At 46.7% G+C, this 11,895-nt stretch carries 15 protein-coding genes and 1 tRNA gene; 7 read left to right on the top strand and 9 right to left on the bottom strand.

The features are described 5' to 3' along the window. Positions 1-33: 33 nt before the first annotated feature. The 6 genes from flgE to J3L11_RS12070 form a co-directional block, all read right to left on the bottom strand. Positions 34-1,395 (bottom strand): flagellar hook protein FlgE, encoded by a 1,362-nt coding sequence (gene flgE / locus J3L11_RS12095; protein ID WP_242695221.1) that lies wholly within the window; start codon positions 1,393-1,395, stop codon positions 34-36. A 50-nt stretch (positions 1,396-1,445) separates the two neighbouring features. Continuing rightward, complete coding sequence (gene flgD / locus J3L11_RS12090) at positions 1,446-2,108, bottom strand: flagellar hook assembly protein FlgD (RefSeq protein WP_243691948.1); 663 nt, start codon at positions 2,106-2,108, stop codon at positions 1,446-1,448. Positions 2,109-2,129: 21 nt separating this feature from the next. Continuing rightward, positions 2,130-2,555, bottom strand: a complete 426-nt coding sequence (gene flgC, locus J3L11_RS12085) for a flagellar basal body rod protein FlgC (protein WP_133038575.1) — start codon at positions 2,553-2,555, stop codon at positions 2,130-2,132. 2 nt (positions 2,556-2,557) lie between these two features. Beyond that, entirely contained in the window at positions 2,558-2,956 is a 399-nt protein-coding gene (gene flgB / locus J3L11_RS12080) for a flagellar basal body rod protein FlgB (protein ID WP_207571146.1), read from the bottom strand. A gap of 171 nt (positions 2,957-3,127) precedes the next feature. After that, positions 3,128-3,961 carry a protein-glutamate O-methyltransferase CheR gene (locus J3L11_RS12075; protein ID WP_133038577.1) on the bottom strand — a complete coding sequence of 278 codons (834 nt, stop codon included), beginning with the start codon at positions 3,959-3,961 and terminating at the stop codon, positions 3,128-3,130. 136 nt (positions 3,962-4,097) lie between these two features. Then, positions 4,098-5,021, bottom strand: coding sequence for a chemotaxis protein CheV (locus tag J3L11_RS12070; protein ID WP_133038578.1), 924 nt, complete (start codon positions 5,019-5,021; stop codon positions 4,098-4,100). Positions 5,022-5,207: 186 nt separating this feature from the next. On the opposite strand from J3L11_RS12070, the gene flgA reads away from it, so the two are divergent. From flgA to J3L11_RS12055, 3 genes are all read left to right on the top strand, one after another. Continuing rightward, positions 5,208-5,915, top strand: a complete 708-nt coding sequence (flgA, locus tag J3L11_RS12065) for a flagellar basal body P-ring formation chaperone FlgA (protein WP_207571157.1) — start codon at positions 5,208-5,210, stop codon at positions 5,913-5,915. Between the two features lie 77 nt (positions 5,916-5,992). Then, entirely contained in the window at positions 5,993-6,307 is a 315-nt protein-coding gene (gene flgM / locus J3L11_RS12060; protein WP_133038579.1) for a flagellar biosynthesis anti-sigma factor FlgM, read from the top strand. Further along, the gene (locus J3L11_RS12055; RefSeq protein WP_133038580.1) at positions 6,307-6,738 is read left to right on the top strand and encodes a flagellar protein FlgN; all 432 of its coding nucleotides are present in this window, start codon (positions 6,307-6,309) and stop codon (positions 6,736-6,738) included. Before flgM ends, J3L11_RS12055 begins: the two co-directional genes overlap by 1 nt. A 98-nt stretch (positions 6,739-6,836) precedes the next feature. Here the strand turns inward: J3L11_RS12055 and J3L11_RS12050 are convergent, their stop codons facing one another. Together J3L11_RS12050 and J3L11_RS12045 are read right to left on the bottom strand one after the other, a co-directional pair. After that, positions 6,837-7,286, bottom strand: a complete 450-nt coding sequence (locus J3L11_RS12050) for an LPP20 family lipoprotein (RefSeq protein ID WP_133038581.1) — start codon at positions 7,284-7,286, stop codon at positions 6,837-6,839. Further along, complete coding sequence (locus J3L11_RS12045; RefSeq protein ID WP_207571145.1) at positions 7,283-7,891, bottom strand: FlgO family outer membrane protein; 609 nt, start codon at positions 7,889-7,891, stop codon at positions 7,283-7,285. The genes J3L11_RS12050 and J3L11_RS12045 overlap by 4 nt, the downstream gene beginning before the upstream one ends. Positions 7,892-8,083: 192 nt before the next feature. On the opposite strand from J3L11_RS12045, the gene J3L11_RS12040 reads away from it, so the two are divergent. The 4 genes from J3L11_RS12040 (at position 8,084) to J3L11_RS12025 (ending at position 10,725) form a co-directional block, all read left to right on the top strand. After that, positions 8,084-9,232 carry a flagellar assembly protein FlgT gene (locus tag J3L11_RS12040; RefSeq protein ID WP_207571144.1) on the top strand — a complete coding sequence of 383 codons (1,149 nt, stop codon included), beginning with the start codon at positions 8,084-8,086 and terminating at the stop codon, positions 9,230-9,232. 55 nt (positions 9,233-9,287) lie between these two features. Beyond that, positions 9,288-9,363, top strand: a tRNA-Arg gene (locus tag J3L11_RS12035). A gap of 316 nt (positions 9,364-9,679) precedes the next feature. Beyond that, positions 9,680-10,159: a DUF2947 domain-containing protein gene (locus J3L11_RS12030; RefSeq protein WP_207571143.1), complete on the top strand. Its 480-nt coding sequence runs from the start codon at positions 9,680-9,682 to the stop codon at positions 10,157-10,159. Between the two features lie 17 nt (positions 10,160-10,176). Beyond that, on the top strand, positions 10,177-10,725 hold the full coding sequence (locus tag J3L11_RS12025) for a chalcone isomerase family protein (RefSeq protein ID WP_207571142.1): 549 nt from the start codon (positions 10,177-10,179) through the stop codon (positions 10,723-10,725). 26 nt (positions 10,726-10,751) lie between these two features. Here J3L11_RS12025 and J3L11_RS12020 read toward each other — a convergent pair whose 3' ends face one another. Beyond that, the gene (locus J3L11_RS12020; RefSeq protein ID WP_207571141.1) at positions 10,752-11,624 is read right to left on the bottom strand and encodes a DUF6268 family outer membrane beta-barrel protein; all 873 of its coding nucleotides are present in this window, start codon (positions 11,622-11,624) and stop codon (positions 10,752-10,754) included. Between the last annotated feature and the right edge of the window lie 271 nt (positions 11,625-11,895).

Genomic DNA, 11,895 nt, shown 5'->3' with positions numbered 1-11,895 from the left:
ATAGACAATACCGTTACCGCCCACGGAGAGAAATTAGCGGATCTGCAAGACGGTCTGCTGCAGGGTGTTATTCACTTCCAGCGTTCTGGAGTTCGCCTGGAAATTACGCTGTGCAGAAATCAGATCGACCAGTTCCGTCGTCAGATCCACGTTGGAGCTTTCCAGATATGATGATTTGATTGCACCAAACACACCACTGTTGGCTTCACCCGCCAATGCCTCACCAGATTCCAGACTGGCTTTCCAGGAGGTATTACCCACCTGAGTCAACCCTTGTTCATTGGAGAACCTTGCCAATGCTACCCGCGCCAATGGTACTGTTGAGCCATTACTGTATTTGGCAGAAATCAGACCATCAGAACCTACTTCAACGTTGGTCAATCTACCAACGGTAATACCATCCTGAGTCAGTTCGGTGGTGCTGAAACTCTCTGCATATTGTGTTGGCTGATTGAAACCGATAGAGATCTGCTGCGAACCTTCTGCCGCCGCGCTCAGGACATTGGCACCAGAAACACCTAACTGCTGCGTAGTAATCACGGCTGGATTTGATCCTTTATAAGCACCAGTAGCGTCAAAGGTCAGTACCGCGCCAGTCCAACCACCAGTGGTTTGCGCAGTGCCAGTGCTATCGGCGGTTCCATCACCATTAGTATCTGTCTGGTAGGTACCAGCAGCACCGTCAAGATTGACCTGCTTACCATCAACTGCGTAGAAAACGACCCAGTTGCTTTCACCGGTATAGGCACCGTTCTGTGGCTTAACAAAGTAAGACGTCAACGTGTGAGATTCACCCAGTGAGTCATATACCGTCACTGCAGTAGAATTATTAAAGGTGTTGGAGTCGTTAGGATCAAACGCTGCTGGGTCCAGAGCACTAGAATTGGAGTTAAGATTCATGCTCATCGCCACATTTTTGGTTGCTTGTGGACTGCCCGCAGTATCAGGGATTTGTACTGGTTTGGTAGTACTTAAACTGACTGAAGCGGAGTTACCGTCAGAGTCTACCTGGAAACACTGTAAATAGTTGCCTTGGGAGTCAACCAGAAAACCCTTCTCATCACGCTTGAAAGCTCCCGCTCGGGTAAAAGAGAAATCCTGAGTATCTATGGACGAAGATGTGACAAAAAAGCCATTACCGCTAATTGCCATATCCAACGCATTGTTGGTGGATTGCAGATTGCCCTGATGGAACTGCTGCGCCACTTGGGTGGTGGTGACACCACCACCAACGGCGGTCTTACTATTGGAGAATATGGAGTTAGCGTATACATCTGCAAACTCGGCACGCGACTCTTTAAACCCTGTAGTGTTTACGTTTGCGATGTTGTTTGCTGTAGTGTTGAGATCTTTCTGCGCCGCGTTGATGCCGCTAAGAGCAATATTAAAAGACATAATCCACCTCTTGTATTTTTACTGTCGTCCGGCTTATCCCGGCGCCAAACTTAGCCTTCAGAAACCGCCAGAACATCCGACAACGCCACCCCGCCGATACCACGCACATTGAGTACGGCCCCGGAGCTGGAATTTAGCGAAACACTACTGACATGCCCATAGGTACTGACATATAAATCTTCCGATTTACCGTCAACGACCCCGTTAGCTTTGATGGTATATTGGCCGGCCGCTACAGCATTACCGCTGTTATCCATACCATCCCAGTCAACATCTATGTTGCCCCCCGCACTGCCATCAACAGTAAAGGTCCGGACTACTTGTCCTGTCGCATCTTGTACAGACACCTTAATGGCATTAATTGGAGCGCTAGTACTGATAATACCTCTGATAGAAGGTTCATCAGCCGACAGATAAGCTGTACCTGATGGCACCAACACTTTCTGGCCAACCAGACCAGAGGCCTGTAACGCCTGACTGGAGGTCATGACAGTGTTGAGGTTACTGATCTCATCATTTAGTTTGCCAATACCATCTACAGTAGAAAACGAAGCCATCTGTGCAATCATCTGGTCATTATCAACAGGATTAGATGGGTCTTGCATCGACAACTGGGTACTCAGCAATGCGAAGAAGTCTTCCTGACTCAACGACTGATTATTAGAGGTTTTAGTGGTGCTAGTATCAGTTGTTGAAGAGTTTACCGAATTGATAGTACTCACGGCCTATCTCCTTTATTCGCCTAGCCGCAGCGTCTGCTGCAGCATGGACTTTGTAGCATCCGCTACCTGAACATTCATCTGGTAGGAACGCGAAGCAGAAATCATATCTGCCATCTCTTCCACCACATTGACATTGGGTTTGTATATGTAACCATCAGCATCCGCCAGCGGATGGTCCGGGGAATATTCCTTCACCAGCGGTTTGTCACTTTCAACAATACCAGCCACTTTCACTGAATAAGCATCCTGCTGTTGCTGCTGACCGTTCGTCGCTTTTGCCAACTCCGCTTCAAATACCGGATGTCTGGCTTTGTAGGTTTTATCCACACTGCTGGAAACTGAATCAGCATTGGCAATATTACTTGCGGTAGTATTCAGCCGTACCGACTGAGCTGACATGCCTGAACCGGCAATATTAAAAATATTGAACAAGCCCATTATCAGTCTCCTCTGATCGCCTTTTTCATGCCGGAAAACTTGCCGTCAAGAAACCCCAACGACATTTGATACTCCAGCGCATTCTGCATAAATACCTGTTGCTCTTCCTGCATATCAACCGTATTACCATCACCGGTGTCGGGCTGATTAGGGATGCGGAATTTGACGTTTTCCTGTACCAATGACTTCATATCAAAATGATTTTCCGCCGTTGCCGCCATCTGCATGCTCTGTTGTTTACCCACTGCATTTTGCAAAGCTGCATTAAAATCGACATCTCTAGCCTTGTAATTTGGCGTATCGGCGTTAGCGATGTTACTGGACAACACCTCAGCACGCTGCGCACGGATCCCGAGCGTGTACTGATGAATGCCCAATGCCTTATCAAAACTGATCGCCATAAAACCGCCTCTCACTGGATAGTTTGTCAAAACAAAGCAAACTATGTGCCAAAGATATCACGCTGTGATTGGACTTTTTGCAGATAGGAAAACCGTGACGGTAATCTACGCAATAAAAATGCCAGCATATTGGCTGGCATTTTTATTTTGTTAATAATCAATTGTTTAATTCTAATTTTTTCGCTGATAATAAATTCCGGGGTTACAGCGGATCATATCAAATTCATCAGACAACCCTGCAATTGACTCAGAAGCGCCAAGAAACAGGATGCCTTTGGGATTAAGAGCGGCAGCAAATTGCCGCAGGATTTTTTGCTTGGCTTCCGGGGCAAAATAGATAAGCACGTTACGGCAGAAAATAATGTCAAACTTACCCAGCAAGCTATAACTCTCAAGCAAATTGTGAGCGCGGAAACTTACTAACCGTCTGACATTATCCTTCACCCGCATGTTGCCACCCGGCAAGGTATCAAAAAACTGACGTTTACGTTCATCAGATAATCCACGCCCTAACGCTAGGCTGTCATATTCAGCATTCTTGCAACGATCCAGCATCGAAGGCGACAGATCTGTCGCCAAAATTGAGGCGCCACCAGGTAATCCGCCAAGGCGACGTTGCTGATATTCGAGAATGGTCATGGCCAGAGAATAGGGTTCTTGCCCTGACGAACATGCTGCCGACCAAATTTTCAGTGGCCGCCCCAGTTTGGCAAATTGAGGCAAGATATTATTTGACAATAATTCAAAGGGATAACGATCACGAAACCACAAGGTTTCATTAGTTGTCATCGCGTCAATCACTTCAGCACGTAACTGTCGCTCAGTGGGACGCATCGACTGCTTCACCACATCAGACAAGGAGGGCAGCCCATATTTTCCCATCAATGGGGCCAGACGGCTGCGTACCAGATACTGCTTATTTTCGCCCAGCACAATGCCACTGTGTTGTTCCAAAAACAGCCGGAACTGGTTGTACTCGGTTTCTGCAAGAGATTTATCTGGCACCTTGGTATCCCATATTCATAAAACATACTGGCGTATAGCAAAGGCTAAAGCCTAGCAAACGCCGCTTTATACAGCAGCGTTGCAGGCAACACAAGTCACCGTCAACAATCTTTATCCTGTTCACCCTGTTAGTAAATCATGACAACGTCAGATGTTTGTCTACCGCCGCTGCCAATTCATCAGGATTGAATTTGGCAATAAAGTCGTTGGCCCCAACTTTCTGTACCATAGCATGGTTAAATACACCACTGAGAGATGTATGCAACACTACCTTGATATTTTTAAGTTTTGGGTCATCGCGGATTTCGGCTGTCAAGGTATAACCATCCATTTCCGGCATTTCAATATCGGAAATAATCAAGGGAATTTCTCGCGCTACATTATCCATTTCAGATGCAATCACCTTCAATCTATCTAGCGCTTCCCGGCCATCTTTGGCGGTTTCTATCTGCAAATTCAGGGAAGATAGCGCTCGCACAATCTGTTTACGCGCCACAGCAGAATCATCTACTACCATAATATGGAAATTCTGTTCGCGATCGATACTAATCGCATTATCAACTTCTTCACTGATCTCAGTTTTTACAGGAGAAATCTCATCGAGAATTTTTTCAACATCGAGAATTTCCACCAGTTCCCCGTCAATCTCAGTCACGGCGGTCAGGTAAGAATAGCGCCCAGCCCCTTGTGGCGGTGGCATAATGGCTGACCAGTTCATATTGATGATACGTTCAACCGACTGCACCAAAAAGCCCTGCACACTGCGATTATATTCGGAGATGATGATAAAACAGTTTTTCAGGTCTTCAATAGGCCGACCACCAGTAGCAGCACTTAAATCAATCACAGAAATAGTGGTGCCACGAATATGGGCAACACCTTTGACATAAGGATTCAGTTTCGGCAGTAACGTTAATGGCGGACACTGTAATACTTCTTTTACCTTAAAGACGTTAATACCGAAGCGTTGACGGCCATTTAGTTTGAATAACAGCAATTCAAGACGGTTCTGCCCTACAAGTTGGGTTCTTTTGTTGACGGATTCAAGAATGCCTGACATAAGCCTGCCTTGTGTATCTGCGAGTACAAAATCCCTTCCGTTTTCGGAAAGGCACGTAATTTGCTGTGCTAGCTCCATGCAGCTTTTCAGTCAAAGTTCTGACGCATGAGGATCCTTTACTCATGAAAAGTTACAAGAACTGTTGAAGTATAAGTGTAAATTGGCAAATCAAACCAGCTTGAAATGATGAAATTAAAATTGACATCCATTTTTATCAGCACACTCTTGTGGACAACCGTAGCATTGGCCGAGCAACCATCGGTTCCAGCTGTATCGGCCATAGAAGCATTAGCTAAAGATGTGGTGGCTAAAAAGGTCAATGCGCCAGCATCTGCGAGGGTCAATATCACACCACAACCACTCGACAGCCGGGTAGCGATCCCGCGCTGCAGTTCACCAATAACAGCAGTGTTGGCATCAGATCGAGACATCGGCCGTAACAATACGGTGCGGATCAGCTGTGACAGCCCAGATTTGAGTTATCCGTGGCAGATTTATCTGTCAGTTCGGGTCGATATTAGCTACCCAGTTGTGGTGGCCAAAGAGACGCTAGCACCAGGAGATGTGCTATCTGCAGCGCAAATGGAGATCCGTTATGTAGATCAGTACAGTGTCAACGGTGAGCAATTTAGCGATATGCAACAATTAATCGGAACCCGCCTGAAGCGGCGAGTATCGAAGGATTATCCCATTTTTGGCAGCAATATCTGTGTTGTCTGTAAAGGTGATACAGTTTCAATTATCGCCAGAACTGAACAATTTCAGATAAAAACTGTTGGCGAAGCTGTAGAAGATGGTAACCTTGGAGAACAAATTCGGGTAAAAAACACCCGTTCAAACAAAACGGTAGATGCGATTGTCACCCATGTGGGCGAAGTCCAGGTAAAAATGTAAAAAAGTGCTCAAGCCTTAAGACGCATTGCCGATAATAGAGTTAGACCTTTATACAAGAGTGTTGGAGCCACAAGGCTATGGACATTAAACAACTGCAAAATCAGCCTCGGGTAAACTCAACAACGGTTACCCCAAGCAACAGCAAAGCGGCTGAGAAAACCGATACAACCACTGTTGCCAACAATGACGATTCCGTTGTTGTTTCAGCTCAGGCCCAGCAATTGCAAGGAATGCAGAACAAGATTGCATCTATGCCCGATATGGATATGCAAAAAATTGCCGAGATTAAGCTGGCAATTTCCGAAGGTCGCTATAAAGTGGATCCAGAAAAACTAGCAAACAATATCGCTCAATTTGAAAGTGATATGGTAGATCTCGATCAGGAGTCCTGATGCCGCAAGCGCAAGACTTGGAAAGTATGTTAAAACAACAGACGGCCACCCTTGGTCGTCTGTTGTCGTTAATTGACGCAGAAACCAAAGCCTTGGTTGAACGCGATGCCGATACCCTGCTACAGCTCGCCACAGAAAAACAACGAGTACTGGAACTAGTCGCCAAGGTTGATAAATCTCTGGCTGAGCACCCGCAAAAAATGCAACTCACCCAAGAACCGCTAGCAACACAGGTAGATAAAGCCAAAAGTCTGCTGGCGGAATGCCAACAAAAAAATCAGGCTAACGGCAAGTTGATTGAGCTATGTGCTGCCAGTGTGAATCGACTGGCTCAGGCGTTGCAAACGAGCCGTAATGTCAACAGTCTGACTTATGACGGCAAGGGCAAGACATCAACCATCGCAACGCTGGGAAATGATCTAGAAGCCTGACTGGCAGCCCCTTTTTTCACAGGACTACCGTTAATTTACCTGTATAAAACCCAAAGCGGCAAGACATTGCCGCTTTGGGTTTTGCTAACGCGATCGCTTTAGAAATAGGTGATCTCTTTCACTCGCTGCGGCCGATTCTGCTGTTGATACAGTTGCCACACATTAGCAAAATCCAGTTCCAGCTCAGTCACATAATTGTCACCCGCTGGATAGCTGCGAACCACACGCGCGCCACGGATCACCCCACTAACAGATACCTTGACATTATCAGACTTCAGCATCCAGTCACCGACTTTACTCTCGGCGTTCAATTGCTGGCCATAAACCTGTTCAGCTAATTCACGGTACGCGGCAATCTTTGATGCCTGCATAGCCATCAGCACTCTTTCAGAGGCGTTTTTTGATGGCTGTGAAGCCAGTGGAGCATAGCCCACGGCCGTAATTTTTGGGAAAGATTGCGGCGGAACGGGTTCCCATTGCACATAACGGTCACGAGTTGTACAACCTGCCAGCAGCATCAGTGCCAGTATTGGCATCCATAATCTCATTTTGTCTCTCCCACCAAATGCACCTTATCATCACCATTGGCACTGTTGCGATATAGCAGACCTTGCTTGGATACCACCAACTGAGATGGCAACAGATAATCCGGTAGCGCTTGCTGTGGTACATAAAGTTGTGCTGCAGATACCACCTTGTTACCCGACAGTGTAACAATCCGGCTGTTGATCACTATGCCATTGCGCGCCAGACTCACGGTAGAAACCAGCACCTGATCTACCGAAATATTCGCTGGAAGTTTTTGCCAGTCACGGCTCAGCAAAAAATCCCCTTGGGGCGTTACTCGCACAGCATCTGCCACATTCAAATCCACCAGATTGAATCCCATCTGCTGCATTCCAGCCATCAGCCCTTGTTGCAGTTGTGCTGCCAAATTATCGGTGCTCTGCATATCCTCGACCATGACGGGGGTTGCCACTAATAACGGTTGAGTTTGATCCAGAACATCACTGTAACGCACCAGTTCTCTAGCGAGTTGCTTTGAGACGTCAATAATACCGGCCTTGGAGGTTGCCGCAGGTTCTGGCACCGGAGCAACTGTCTGACTACAGCCAGTTAGCAATAGTGCTATGAGGGTCATCTTGATTTTCATATCGGTTCCATTAGCAATATTTCCAGAAATCCGGGAAACAATACGCGGTGCTCTCTCCTGTATCGGCATTGCCGCCCCACACTTAAGCAATTTTGCCACTTGTCACTATGGTTCAATGGCATAAATTTTGAATATCAGTGGCTAATCTCTACGCCTTCTGCCGGTTTTTTGGCAAATACAGGAATCGTCACCATGAAACAGATGTTTTGCTTACTGCTATTGCTTGGCCTCGCTATCCCTTGTCAGGCGCAATGGGTAGAAGCAACTGGTGATGCCAAAATAGTCAATGGTGACGCAGGTAAAGCCCGCGAAACTGCCATACAAAATGCGATACGCCTGGTATTACTGCAAAATGGAGGCAATTTTCAGGCCAGTCAATTTGTCAGTAATGGCAATCTGACCACGCAAGCGTTGGAATTGTCGGCCGCCGCTAATGTCAAAGCGGTGGAGTTGCTCAACGAACGGAAAGATGGTGAACGCCTGATAGTGACCGTTAAAATAGATTTACAGGCTAACGACTCACAATCATGCCCTACCGATGGCCTTAAAGCAGCCATACTCATCCCGCAAGCGGTATTGGATGATCGCGGCCAATTACGCTATGGCAGACTGGAAAAACTGCCATCCGTGTTAACGCAGCATCTTGCCAGCACGCTAAAGCAGAGTTCAGTTTTTAGTTTTCCACTGGCACTGGCAGAAAAACAAGTCGATATGCCCACGCTAACAACCGCAGGGCTGAGGGTTCCTGCTATTATTAGCGAAATGACAGACAGTCAGTATCTGTTGCTACCGGAGCTCCTCGATATCTCCGTAGCCCCGCCAACCTCTGCCCCATTAGGACTATGGCAACATGATCCTCAGCGCCAATTTCAACTTAGATTGACACTTTACCATGGGATCAGTGGTGAAATTATCTGGCAACATGAATATACCACCAGCGCTGCCTGGGAATTTGATAAAACCGCCATGGTCAATCCAGCATCCAGCGAATTCTGGCAATCGGCCTACGGTGAAAGCGTCAATGATGTATTGAAGCAATCTGTCGCCGATATTGATCAAGCGCTAAACTGTCGCCCATTGCTGGCGCAGATCATCGCCCGCGACAATAGCCGGGTAGTTCTCAATATCGGACGCCAAAATGGAGTTCAGAAAGGCGATAAGTTCAAAATTGCTTTGCAATACAACGTCAATGACCAACTTAATCGACCGCATGCATTGGCAACTGCCACGCCGGTCACCATCACCATTGATCAGACGTCGGAGACAACCGCTACCGCGCTTATTGGTGGAGAAAACGCTGCGCTGAATATCCAGGTTAACGATATTGCGCTTAAGAAATAAGCGGTTAGATTTCAAATCTTTTATTGAGAGTAAAATCCAGTATAATCACTGCCGTCTCCTCATAGCTCAACAGGATAGAGCAGCCGCCTCCTAAGCGACCGATCGGGGTTCGAGTCCCTGTGGGGAGACCAGTCACATTCTCATATATCCGCCACATATGGCTTCAAAACAAAACTCAAAGCTACTAACCTACGGCAGTTCTTTCGCACGGTTCATTCTTAACAAAATGGTAAGGTTATAAGCTAAAAAACACCATTGTGTTGAAATCTCATCAATAATATGGCCTTACATTTTGGTGATAGGTCAATCTACGCTATGCCAAGCGTTTTGGTTCCAATAGCCCTGCACATTCAGTACACGCTCAGGAGTAGCATGAACGCTGGCTCGCTTTGTTTAAACAGGCTAGCAAGGTTATAATCCTGCGTCCGCCTATAGCAGGAGAAATGCTTGTCTTACAGTTACCTTCCACTAGTTGAATACCGCCGCCAGTGGATTTTTAATCATCACGAAATGCCGGTTCCTGATACGGATAAAGCGGATATTCGGCCATTGACCAGTCAAAGTGCGATGGCGTTGTGGAATCGCTGGATCAGCAATAAAAGCAGTTGTGCTGAGGACTTTAATAAAAGCGACTGGGCACTACGAAGTTCTACCTGGCATCATACCGATATATGGCAATTACAATGGGACAGCGATGACCCGGAGTTACCACGTCCTATCACTGAATTTATTACATGGGACGATGCCACCCGTGTCTATTTTTGCATTGAAAAGTACGAAATCCTTGAGACCAGTTGGGCCGTTTTTAAACGTCACTGGAAGTGCTTTTTATTCTGCGACGATGGTCCACTGTTAATCAGCACTCAACATCGGCAAGCTATCTGGTTTACTCAGGACGGAAACTATCGTCTAGGCCTTCGTGGTTAATTTTTACAGGGAACGCTATGAAATTTTTATCTTTGTTGCTGCTGTTGTTATCTATGTCCGCATCAGCCCGGGAAGTGTCTGGTGTTGAAGTGCCAGAAACCTTGTCGGTAACGCAGCAACCATTGCAACTCAACGGTGCTGGCGTACGTAGTAAGTTTTTTATGGATTTGTATGTAGGTGGTCTGTATTTGTCAACCAAAGCCAGTACCACCGCAGAAGTGCTGAACGAAGAAACGGCGGTGGTCAGCCTGAAAATTCTTTCTGGCCTTATCACCTCAGAAAAAATGCGTAATGCCATCGAAGAAGGTTTTGACGATGCCACCGATGGTCAAACGCAGCCGATAGCAGCAGACATTAAGCATTTTACTGAATTGTTTGAAGACGAAATAAAGGTGGGTGACGAATTTTTATTGGTTGCTGATAAAAAGCAGGGTGTGACCGCTTATAAAAATGGGGTTGCCAAAGATACCATTACTGGCGAAGCCTTCCGTGAGGCTCTGCTGAAAATCTGGCTCGGCGATGAACCAGCCCAGAAGAGCCTAAAACGGGAAATGCTCGGTCAATAAACTTATGGCAGCCCCTGCAGTCTCAGCTAAAAACGATAGCGCAGTTGCAGAGCACCACTGACATAATTATCCATATCCACTGCAGCATGTTCGCCGTCTTTCAGATCTGGCGACATGCTGTAGCCCAGATAGAAATTCAACGCTGTGGCAGATGTGATATTCCATCCTACCCGGCTGAACAGCCGCCATTCCGACAGTTCCACTACTTGTTGATCGTGCGCTAACACCCGTTCGGTATTTTTGCTGCTGCCAATACCCCATTGCAGCGCCGGTGTAAGACTATAAGCCAGTTCAATCCCTGCACCACCAGAAAAATCTGGCATCAAAGGGTTACCCAGACGCCATTTATCGGAGATCTGCCAGTTGAATAGGACTAAAGGTAAAAATCGGGCTTTACCTATGTCATTGAAATAAGCCCCACCAACCCCCCAGTAGTTGCCATTGGCATAATGTCGCATAGCGCCAGCCATAACACCGTAGCTCTTACTGTCAGCCAATGAGGCATCATTGGCGTAGGCAAATTGCAACGTAGGTGCCGCCATCACAGACCAACCATTACCGAATTGGTGACTAAACATCAGATTACCGTGGTAACGTCTGGCGGAATCGAATGGGGCTTGCTGGTTGTACTGCTGTGGCATTTTCCAGTCCCAGTCGAGCCAATCAACACCAAGATTGGCGCTAAGACGCCAAGTGGGTGCCAACTTCCAATTACCCCGCGCCCCTAATTGCCATGACTGTCTACCGAGTTGACCACCATTATCAATATCAGTATCAGCACTGGTACCTCGGGTCAGACTTACACTGTAAGTTGGTTCTGTCTGTGGCGCTGCCACCGCCACTGAGGCTGTCATTGCCAATGCTAGCGCCGCGGCCAGCTTCCCTGTTTGTTTCATCATTTACCTCGTATCGCGCGATTCTGAATAAGTGGCGCGTTAGTGCATTTACGCCTATCTCTCTCGTCTACAGCTCTGCTGCATACTACCAGTCATTGTCACCAAAATTAAAACTGTATTCACAACCATTTGTTATGTCATAAATAGTTAATTATTTTCTGTGCTTTTTTAGCAAATGCTCATAAAGTAATCAGTTATCAATAAGTAAGCTTTAATTGATCCAAGAAAACAAAGCGGCTGCCGATAAAGGCTATAATGACGTTGATTATCCGTT

The organism is Shewanella sp. 4t3-1-2LB, from assembly GCF_017368415.1.
Lineage (GTDB): Bacteria > Pseudomonadota > Gammaproteobacteria > Enterobacterales > Shewanellaceae > Shewanella > Shewanella fodinae.
Note: the sequence above shows the minus strand (reverse complement) of the source record. Positions and strands in the feature narration are given on the sequence as shown.

Coding starts and splice junctions, on each gene's coding strand:
- flgE (WP_242695221.1), bottom strand. CDS start 1,395: ATGTCTTTTAATATTGCTCTTAGCGGCATCAACGCGGCGCAGAAAGAT.
- flgC (WP_133038575.1), bottom strand. CDS start 2,555: ATGGGCTTGTTCAATATTTTTAATATTGCCGGTTCAGGCATGTCAGCT.
- flgB (WP_207571146.1), bottom strand. CDS start 2,956: ATGGCGATCAGTTTTGATAAGGCATTGGGCATTCATCAGTACACGCTC.
- J3L11_RS12070 (WP_133038578.1), bottom strand. CDS start 5,021: ATGTCAGGCATTCTTGAATCCGTCAACAAAAGAACCCAACTTGTAGGG.
- flgA (WP_207571157.1), top strand. CDS start 5,208: ATGAAATTAAAATTGACATCCATTTTTATCAGCACACTCTTGTGGACA.
- flgM (WP_133038579.1), top strand. CDS start 5,993: ATGGACATTAAACAACTGCAAAATCAGCCTCGGGTAAACTCAACAACG.
- J3L11_RS12055 (WP_133038580.1), top strand. CDS start 6,307: ATGCCGCAAGCGCAAGACTTGGAAAGTATGTTAAAACAACAGACGGCC.
- J3L11_RS12050 (WP_133038581.1), bottom strand. CDS start 7,286: ATGAGATTATGGATGCCAATACTGGCACTGATGCTGCTGGCAGGTTGT.
- J3L11_RS12045 (WP_207571145.1), bottom strand. CDS start 7,891: ATGAAAATCAAGATGACCCTCATAGCACTATTGCTAACTGGCTGTAGT.
- J3L11_RS12040 (WP_207571144.1), top strand. CDS start 8,084: ATGAAACAGATGTTTTGCTTACTGCTATTGCTTGGCCTCGCTATCCCT.
- J3L11_RS12025 (WP_207571142.1), top strand. CDS start 10,177: ATGAAATTTTTATCTTTGTTGCTGCTGTTGTTATCTATGTCCGCATCA.
- J3L11_RS12020 (WP_207571141.1), bottom strand. CDS start 11,624: ATGATGAAACAAACAGGGAAGCTGGCCGCGGCGCTAGCATTGGCAATG.